Source organism: Priestia sp. SB1 (assembly GCF_038898415.1).
This window is the reverse complement of the sequence record NZ_JBBJSS010000027.1, coordinates 1-9250: the sequence shown is the minus strand read 5'-3', so window position 1 is coordinate 9250 and position 9250 is coordinate 1. Positions and strand designations below refer to the sequence as shown.

The 9250-nt window shown below is 36.1% G+C and carries 8 protein-coding genes; all 8 read left to right on the top strand.

Translation table 11 applies throughout. The features are described 5' to 3' along the window. The first annotated feature begins 435 nt into the window (after positions 1-435). The 8 genes from WKH56_RS34830 to mobV all read left to right on the top strand — a co-directional run bounded on the left by WKH56_RS34830 (position 436) and on the right by mobV (position 8533). Complete coding sequence (locus WKH56_RS34830; protein WP_260505867.1) at positions 436-948, top strand: helix-turn-helix domain-containing protein; 513 nt, start codon at positions 436-438, stop codon at positions 946-948. A 233-nt stretch (positions 949-1181) separates the two neighbouring features. Continuing rightward, entirely contained in the window at positions 1182-1760 is a 579-nt protein-coding gene (locus tag WKH56_RS34825; protein ID WP_230683561.1) for a MarR family transcriptional regulator, read from the top strand. A 786-nt stretch (positions 1761-2546) separates the two neighbouring features. Beyond that, positions 2547-3059 carry a DUF3967 domain-containing protein gene (locus WKH56_RS34820; RefSeq protein ID WP_048022277.1) on the top strand — a complete coding sequence of 171 codons (513 nt, stop codon included), beginning with the start codon at positions 2547-2549 and terminating at the stop codon, positions 3057-3059. A gap of 177 nt (positions 3060-3236) precedes the next feature. Continuing rightward, on the top strand, positions 3237-3653 hold the full coding sequence (gene arr, locus WKH56_RS34815; protein WP_045295607.1) for an NAD(+)--rifampin ADP-ribosyltransferase: 417 nt from the start codon (positions 3237-3239) through the stop codon (positions 3651-3653). A 781-nt stretch (positions 3654-4434) separates the two neighbouring features. Further along, the gene (locus WKH56_RS34810) at positions 4435-5430 is read left to right on the top strand and encodes a DUF3231 family protein (protein ID WP_048022281.1); all 996 of its coding nucleotides are present in this window, start codon (positions 4435-4437) and stop codon (positions 5428-5430) included. 70 nt (positions 5431-5500) lie between these two features. After that, entirely contained in the window at positions 5501-5989 is a 489-nt protein-coding gene (locus WKH56_RS34805; RefSeq protein WP_053074101.1) for a hypothetical protein, read from the top strand. 244 nt (positions 5990-6233) lie between these two features. Next, entirely contained in the window at positions 6234-6755 is a 522-nt protein-coding gene (locus WKH56_RS34800) for a hypothetical protein (protein ID WP_053074102.1), read from the top strand. A gap of 359 nt (positions 6756-7114) precedes the next feature. Then, positions 7115-8533: a MobV family relaxase gene (gene mobV, locus WKH56_RS34795; protein WP_080968689.1), complete on the top strand. Its 1419-nt coding sequence runs from the start codon at positions 7115-7117 to the stop codon at positions 8531-8533. Positions 8534-9250: the final 717 nt, after the last annotated feature.

Here is a 9250-nt window from a genome sequence, read left to right as displayed (position 1 = left end):
AGGACCCTTTTGAGAACCTTTGCCTCCCAAGGGTTCTCTTTTTTAATGTGTTCCGGAAAGAGACATTATGTTAACTAACCTTGTATACCGTATACAGCGTAAAAACAGAAAAAACTCCTGTCATTGGCCAGGAGTTTTTTCTGTTACTTGGATGTTATGCAAATGGGTTCTATGAGAGGATGCTTCACAGCATCTTGGGTAGTTTGCTCAATATGTAAAAAAATTAATCATTGCATAAAAAGAGAAAAAACTCCTGTCGTCGGCCAGGAGTTTTTTCAGTAACGTATCAAGGTATTAAAAGTGATACGTAACGTATCTTGAGTAGTTTGCTCATGTTGACCTGTATTATTCGTTTTATAGTGAAGTAATAGCAGGAAATATCATGTTGGATTTGAATACTAGTACTATACTCTTAAAACGAAAATGGGGGCTAGTATGATGCTCGTAAAAAAGATGTTAAATGGAATTATGATGAAAGAAATCACCATTAAAGAATTAGCTGATCGATATGATGTAAGTACTCGTACCATTCAATCAAAGATTAAGAAATTAGGTTATGAATGGGACAGTAAGGAAAGTATTTATCGTTATGTTGGAGAAGAATTAGAGCCTATAGACGTTGATTTCAGTACCCTTATTTCTAAAAACAGTAAAATGCCAGCGGAACACAAGCTAGCTACTAGCGAAGTAGCAGCTAGTATTAGTAATATAAATGAAAGTGAAAGTATTAGTACTAGCTTTTTAAAAGCTAGTACTGATGCTAGTAAAGTAGATGCAATTGATATCTTGTTGCAAAATCCAAAAGATCGTTCTAAAAGGGTATATCGAGGGTTCTATTTCGATGACGACGTTTTAAGTATTATTGATCGAGTTCCTAAGAGTTATAAATCTGAATTGGTGAATGAAGCTTTGAGGAAAGTATTTAAAGAAAAAGGATTACTAGATTAAAAACTCATCTACATTGTAAGTGAGTTTTCTTGTTTGTTTTACAAATAGGGTTTGCAAAAATGTAGGATTTGGTAGAAAATTAGACATAAGAAAAAGCCCTCAAGTTTTCGAGGACTCCGAGGACTTTTTCTACAAAATATTAAGAAGGAATTAACCTTCAACTACATAACTTTATAAATGTATTCTAACACAATAAGGTTAGTTCCTTCCACAAAAAAATGGAGGAATTAAAGTTGGAAAAAGCATTAGAAGCAGCTGAAAGAAAAGCTAGATTAAGAGATATTGAAAATTCACAGGTCTTATCACAAGAGGAATTGGATTTAGCAAATCAACTGCAAGCTAAAGCAAATGCGGGGAAAATGAAATTAGTCCCTGAAAAAAAAATTAAAAACAAAGCAAAATTCGCTCAAATTATTCAGCCTAACTGGGGTTACTTGTTTGAAATTGATTATTTAAAAACTGAAGAATATAAGTTTTTAAATAGAGTTATCCCTTATATAGGTTTTCGTTCAAATTGTTTAGTGGATGATATTAATAAAAAATCTCCAGTTCCCTTGAGCCAAAGTGATTTAGCTCAAAAACTAGGTTCTAGTAAACCTACTGTAAGTAGACTTGTTAAGCAATTAATAGATAAAGGAATTATGTCTAAAGCAGAAAGTGGAAAAGATGATGTAAATGCCAGGATGTATGCACTTTATATAAATCCTCATATTATTTATTGTGGAGATCGTGATAATATCAACGAAACCTTACAAACGATGTTTAGAAAGACCCCTAAAGCATTAAAAAAATTACCTGAACGTTTATTTTAATCTTTCCGTAGTTATCGATTTCGATAACTACGGATTTTTTATTTTCTTGTTTTTCATAGTTATCGAAATCGATAACTAAAGTTATCGATTTCGATAACTATGAAAAATCCCAAATCCGTTGGTATTACTGGATTTATAACCTTTTTTTTATATTGTTCCTCTCACTCTCTTATTAAATAGCAATTCGCTGATAGAATTGCAAGAGTCTTTTTATATTTTTTTCGTTAGAAAAAATAAACTGGAATAGCTATTTTCCATACAAGGTCCGAGTAGTATTTTTTAAGAAAACCACTTAAAAAATCTCCACTCTTTTCTCCTTGCATTTCAAATTTCGCCAGGACTGGTTATATCGCCAAGCCGAACATACCCAAAACGAAGTTTAAGATGATCGGCTTGTGACGGCCATTATACCTGCCGAACCGCCAGAGCAGACGTCCATAGTTGGTAATTTTGCTGAAATTAGATTACACAAACGGGGACTAGTCCCCGAACCCCTAGCCAGCACGCCACCCCAAAACGAACGGGGGTTGCACGGGTAAAGTTATAACTCAAAATTAGAGTGAGTAGCATGCACGGGGGGCGTGCATCTGTTTTTAATATAGATATGATTTAATAAAATAGAACAGCCTATAAATGTTGATATATCAGTGCTTGCATGGGGTTGAATGCCCCCCGTGCAAGCAGAAAAATGATGTGCATGGGGGCGTTCTTTGTTATTCTTTAAAGGACATTTTAGATGAAAAGTATAACTATTTATATAACTATGCGTGCACGGGAGGGAACGGCATGTCAGATGCAAAGCTTGGCCAAGAGCCAGCTTATTGGACTAGTGAAGTTGCAAAGAAACTGGAGGTGTCAGATAGTACTTTAAGAAAGTGGTGTATTCAATTAGAGGCCACAGGTTATAAGTTTGTTAAAGGCGAGAACGATAGTCGGGCTTTCACTAAACATGACTTAAAAGCTTTACAACTATTTAAACAGATAGTAAAAGTTCAAAGAAAAACCAAAGAAGTAGCATCTTTAGAAGTTGTTGAGCGCTATGGTGCACGGCAAGGAACGCCCCCCATGCAACCTGCACAGATGGCCGTTCAGGCCCATGAGTTCAAAGATAAGATTGATGATATGGCTCAAAGTATTGAAGAAATAAAAAAGCAATTACAAGAACAGATGGAATTCAATAAAAAGCTAGTAGAACGTATGGATCAGCAAAGCATGAGTCATATACGTGAAATTCAAGAAACAAGAAAGCAACTTGCTGCTGCTCAGGAAAAAAAGAAGTGGTGGGAGTTTTGGAAATAAAAAGGACTGCTAACTAATTAGCAGTCCTTTTTTTATTTAGGTGGTTTGTTTCCGATCACATCTTAATCTCTACTTTAATTATAACCTTATTTAAAAATTATTTATAGACTGTTTTTTCACTTATATCCAGCCTTATACTGTTATACGCAAGTCAAAAAGTGTAAAGGGTGTGGCTATATGAATGACAAGAAAAATGTCTTAGATCCTGGTCCGTTTTTTCATGGTACTAAAGCAGAACTAAAGATTGGAGATCTGCTTGAGCCGTTGTATTTATCTAATTACCAGGATAAAAAATCTAACCATATCTATTTTACTGGAACATTAAACGCTGCTAAATGGGGTGCTGAATTAGCAAGATCTAATTCAAAAGAGAGAATTTATGTTGTAGAACCATTAGGTGAGTTCGAAAATGATCCAAATTTAACTGATAAAAAGTTTCCTGGAAACCCAACACGTTCTTATAGATCTAAATCTCCCTTGAAAATAGTGGCCGAATTAGGTTCATGGGAAAGACACTCGGATGAAGAAATAAATCATATGCTTACATCTCTAAAAAAGTTAAGTGAAGAAGGAAAAAATGTAATATACGATTGATTCTGAGGTTATTACAACAATATAAGTTCCTGTACGATGAACAGTATATACAATGTTTTTTATACGATATAAGAGAAGATTTATTGAAAAAAGGCACCTTTAAGGTGCCTTCTTTTATGTAGTAAGCCATGCCTTACATGATATGCTCTTTTGAAGCTTATTACAGTGGTCTTTGTTATCTGTTTCAAACAATAAACGTTAGTTGGACGTAATTTTCAAGACACTTTTCTATAGATACATTTGATTACGTTAGTAATCATGTAGCTATAGAGAAGTTTTTCTCTTATTCTCCTGTTTTCATTTATTTTTGTGCGCGGCCAGTCAGAATCGAGTTTTTAAAGATATTGTCATGAATATGGGAATATACATGTAGCATACATACAATGAAGGCCGCCTTATAGGATGATGCATAATGGGCGGCCTTTGCTGTGACTATGACTTAAAGGGGGAAACCTTTATTAACAAAAATAGAAGTTTTCTACTGATGGCCGTCGTCATAAACATTGCTATATGGATCTTTGTTCAAGAACAAGTGACAAGTGCCAAGGTTGAACAGCCTATTCTATCGGTTGATCAACCGACCATATGTAAGTAAATGATAAGTATTTAACAAGCAAAAGGATATCCTTTTGCTTTATTTGTTATGGCGGCCAAGTTGTTACGATCTGTGTTTAAGTGAGCGTATTGGGTGAGAAGCGGCAGCCGATACGCTTCTTTTCATAAATAGATGCTTCCAGGACAAACTAAGTGATATGGTTTAGTTGCTACGGAGGTAAACGATATGAATAAGAAAAGTGATAATAGATTGACCTCTTCGGAAGTCACAAGTCTGTGGGTTCAATATATCAGGGAGACCATGGCTATTTGCATTAGTAAATACGTAGCTAAAACAACGAAGGATCCAGACGTTGCTTCTCTCTTTAATTATTGTCTAGAGCTATCTACTCAACATTTAAAGTTTGTAAAGCAAATCTTAAAACAAGAGAAAGTTCCTTTACCTACAGGATTTACTGATAAAGACGTAAATCCCAAAGCTCAAGCGTTATTTACAGATACATTCTGGTTACATTACATACACGATATGACTACCCATGGCCTCTCCGGCCACACGTTATCTCTTAGTGGAGCAAGTAGAAGAGATATTAGAAACTTTTATGTTCAATGTATCAATGATGCGATGAATGTTTATAACAAATCTGTCGATGTTTTGACGGCCAAGGGACTTTATGAAAAAGACCCTTATTTCTTTGTATCTAAACAAAGTGAACTAATCGATAGTGTAGAATATGCAATGGACATCATAGGGAAAACGAGGCCCTTGAACTCGATGGAAGCTGGGAATATCTATAGTAACTTAAGAAAAAGTATTGTAGCCAAAGGTTTGCTTCTTGGTTTTCAGCAAGTAGCTACAGATAAACCAGTCAGAAGCTTTATGGAAAAGGGACTAAAAGTGCTAAACAAGCATATTGATATCTTTTCATCGATCCTACATGGAGAAAATCTACATACGCCAAGCTTGCTAGATAAAGAAGTCACTAATTCTAAGACGTTGCCTTTTTCTAATCGCTTACTATTATTTCACGCGGGTTTTATGTTTAATTTAGGAATGACTTATTATTCAAATGCTATGGCAACAAGTATGAGAATAGATATAATAGGCCGTTGTGAAGAAGCAATTCTTGGAGATATAAAAGTCTCTACAATGTGGGGAAATCTCATGATTAAAAAAGGATGGCTCGAAAAGCCACCACAAGCTAACGACAGAACAGAAATATAACTGGCTATTAATATTTTGTATTTTCTAAGGAGACATTAAGTATGATTTATTAAATAGGAGGCTTATTAGAGTGACAAAACATCCAAAGATTTGGTTGTGGGTTATCATGCTTGTACCTTGGCTTAGTGTCCCTTTTATAGGCAAAAAATCAATCAAACGATTTTTTGCAGCTAGTTTATTTATAACTTTATCAATTCGATTAGAAAGTTACATCGCTGAAAAAAGAAAATGGTGGTGGTTCTATGAACGATTGTTTCCAAAAGCTCGAGGCGAAACACCACTTTTATGGGGCCAATATTTTGTTGGATCCATATGGATTTTAAAATATACGTACGGTCATTTCTTTAAATATCTAATTGTTAATTTCTTTACGGATTTGTTTTTTATTTTTCCTTTTTCAGATTTTCTGAAAAAGTTAGGGGTCTTTTCTTATGTGAGATTAAGCAGATCTCAAGTGATGATTATATTTTTTGTAAAATCGTTACTTTTATACGGTTTTCAATTTGTAAAAGAGAACGTTACGTTTGCTAATGATACTGAAATTAAGGGAAAGAATTAAGTAGGATGATATGTCGCCAAATCGCGCTGTAAATGCAGTAATAGCAACGTTTGACAGATTTAACATGTCAGAGTGTGACACGGAAAAAATGGTGACATATCATGAGACACACTAATAAGTTAATGAATGAAAATTACTGAAGGCCGCCTTATAATGCTACGCAGTGGGTGGCTTTTGTTATAAACATTTATGTGTTAATGCAAGATTTAAAGTAAAGTGTGCACTTTAATAAAGAGGTGCATATATGAAAAAATCCAGATTGATTTTAATAATGATGGTTCTTCTTTCTTGGTCAAGTCTTCTTTTCTTAGGACGTCGTGATTTTCAAAAGTATCTTCCAGCTACTTTATTCACTGTACTTGTTACGAAAATAACACATAAAATTGCAAAAAAAAGAAAGTGGTGGCGTTTTAACGAAAGTGTTCATCCTAAAATTAGTGAAGAAGACACATGGGCTTGGGGATTGTTTTTCCCTACTACGCTTTGGATATTGAAGCTTTCTTTTGGTAATATATGGTCATATATTACGTATAATTTTGTACTACATATGTCTTTTGTTTATTTATTGTTATCGTTTTTAAAGAAGTTAAAGATTGTTTCACTAGTGAAGTTGAGTAAAAAGAAATATTTATTAGTCCTGTTCTGTAGAGAAGTGCTTTTGTATTTATTTCAATTTAGTAAAGAGTACATAGAAAGAAAAAAGCCACATGGCGCATCTGTCAACGGTAAATCGCAAGACCGTGAGGTCGAGAATTTAAGGAGTTGATAGATTCACAAAACCCAGACCCTCTTGGCACTCAAACAAACCCGTTTGTTTGACGCCAAACGGCGAGGGAGCCCCCTCAAAGTTTGAGGGGGTTGGGGGTGTTTGTAGAAGCCATTCCAAAGGGGCTTCCCTTTGGCAGGTGGTGGACAGCGTCCACGGTCTTCATGAAAAACGGCATCCGTTGAGGATGTCTTTTTTCATTTTGGCGAAGCCAAACACAGGGAGGAACACCGACCGCCACCTCGTAGAGCGCGCTCTCAATTTGATCGAAGATGAAAAATTGGTGTAGTGCGTTACACCAAATCTAAAGTTGTGGTATGCTAAACCCAAGTACAGTGGTCAAAATGGGGGATTGAGGGATGGCCAAATATGGGATTATCCGCATGCAAAAGTTCCACAAAGACGCAATATTGGGGATCCAGAAACACAACCAACGAGAAGGCGAGAACAGTAAAAATAAAGACATCGATTCAACCAGAACGATGCTCAACTATGACTTTGTGAACGAGGACAAAATTAAGTACCATGAAGAAATTAAGAAGATGACGGCCACCCGTGTGAAACGAAAAATTCGGAATGATGCAGTCCTGGTGGCAGAGTTCTTTGTATCGGCTAGTCCGGAGTATATGCATGCGATGTCGCAAGACGAGCAGCGCAAATATTTTGAAGCATCACTGGACCATATAGCGGGTAAGTATGGCCAACAGAACATTTTATACGCCGTGGTACATAACGATGAAGCCACGCCACATATGCACGTGGGTTTTGTCCCAATCACGGATGATCGGCGCTTGGCGGCGAAAGAGTTTTTTCACGGTAAAACCAAGATTCGTAGAATTCAAGATGACTTTCATAACTACATGAACAAACGTGGGTATGACATTGAGCGTGGCGAGCCGAGCGAGCTGCAGCATAAGAGTGTGCATGAGTTTAAGAAACAAGAACGTGAAAAAGAGCTAAAGCATCTGCAACAACTAGTGGCTCACAAGGAAAAAGAGCTTCAACAGATGGACAATTTAGTCGAGTTGAAAGCAGCACCACCCGTTGAGATACGCAGCGAGAGACGGATTGAAGAGTTATGTAGTCAACCTCTTGAAGTAGAGGCGGCCAAGAGTGTCATGGGTTCCAAAGTGAAAGTGGAAGAATCAGATTTTCATGAGCTTATGAGTCTCACAAAAGAGCTCCAGCAAACATTGGCGGCCGAGCATGAGCGTACTCATGCGTTGAGCCATGAGCTTGATCGCTATGAAAAAGAGAACAAGACACTGAAGAATGATTTGGATGAGACAAGGCAAGAATTAGAGGTATATGTGGCGGATCAAGACGGCCAAGTGGAAAAGGCGAAGAAACAAATGCGCCAGAAGCTTGTGCGTGACTTCTCAGCTGAACAAAAGGAAAAGCTCAAAGATGAGGTTAAGAGAGAACTAGATACGCAATATGAGGCTCATATAGGCTCTCTAAGCGATAATTTGACAATTGAGAAGCAGAAACATGAGAAAACGAAAAAAGAGCTTGTACAAGTAAATGAAGTGAATGAGAGCTTAACGAAGATGAGTCTTGGTTATATAAAGGATTATGTGCCAAAAGAAGATCTCGATAAAGCAAATAGGCAGGTTCGTGAACTAAAAGAAGAGAATAAAACATTGAAAGCCTGGAAGGAAAAAGCTTTAAATTGGATTGATCAGAATGTGGAGAAGATGAAACAGATTTCATTTTTTCAATATGTGCGTGGGATTGGAAAACCATCAAAACAGAAGGATCAAGACTTAGAACGGTAAAAAGGAGATATGAAGTTGAGTAAAATGAAAATGACAATCTTACTTATCGCTTTTGCAGTGGTAGCTGGTTATGATGTTTATTTACTGTTGAATGCTTATAACTATGGTTTTTCTGGTTAGTAAACATAGTTAAAGTCATATAAAAAAAGCTATTTCAATCGTATTGGCATCGGACTGAAATAGCTTTTTTATATTACATCTAGAGTGTTCTGGTTCGTCATGGATATCTTTATATGTGAAATATATCACAAACTTTTTTAGTTGTAAAGATAAAAACTGAAATTTGTATGACAAGTTTTAAAATAAAAGAAGAAACCTCGGCATTGGCAAGCGAGGTTTCTTCATGTAAGGGTTCATTCATACGTATCCGAGTACGAACGATGAGAGAATCATAACATATTTTTCAATATAACTATTACTTTTAATGTGTTGCTATATATACAAAATAAAAGAGCAACCTCTGCAGTGGACTAGAGGTTGCTCTTTTGCTACGTTGAAATTTGTAAAAATAGTCTGACCCGTAGTGTAGCATATTATGGTATCAAATGCTATTTTTGGGGTACGAAGCATATGAATAAAAGGTGCGCTTTTTATTCATTCGTTTGGGTTATGCCCTAGTATGAAACCCTTACGCGTCAAAGATGTATAAAAAGCTGCATAATCGATAAAGAGGACCCTTTTGAGAACCTTTGCCTCCCAAGGGTTCTCTTTTTTAAT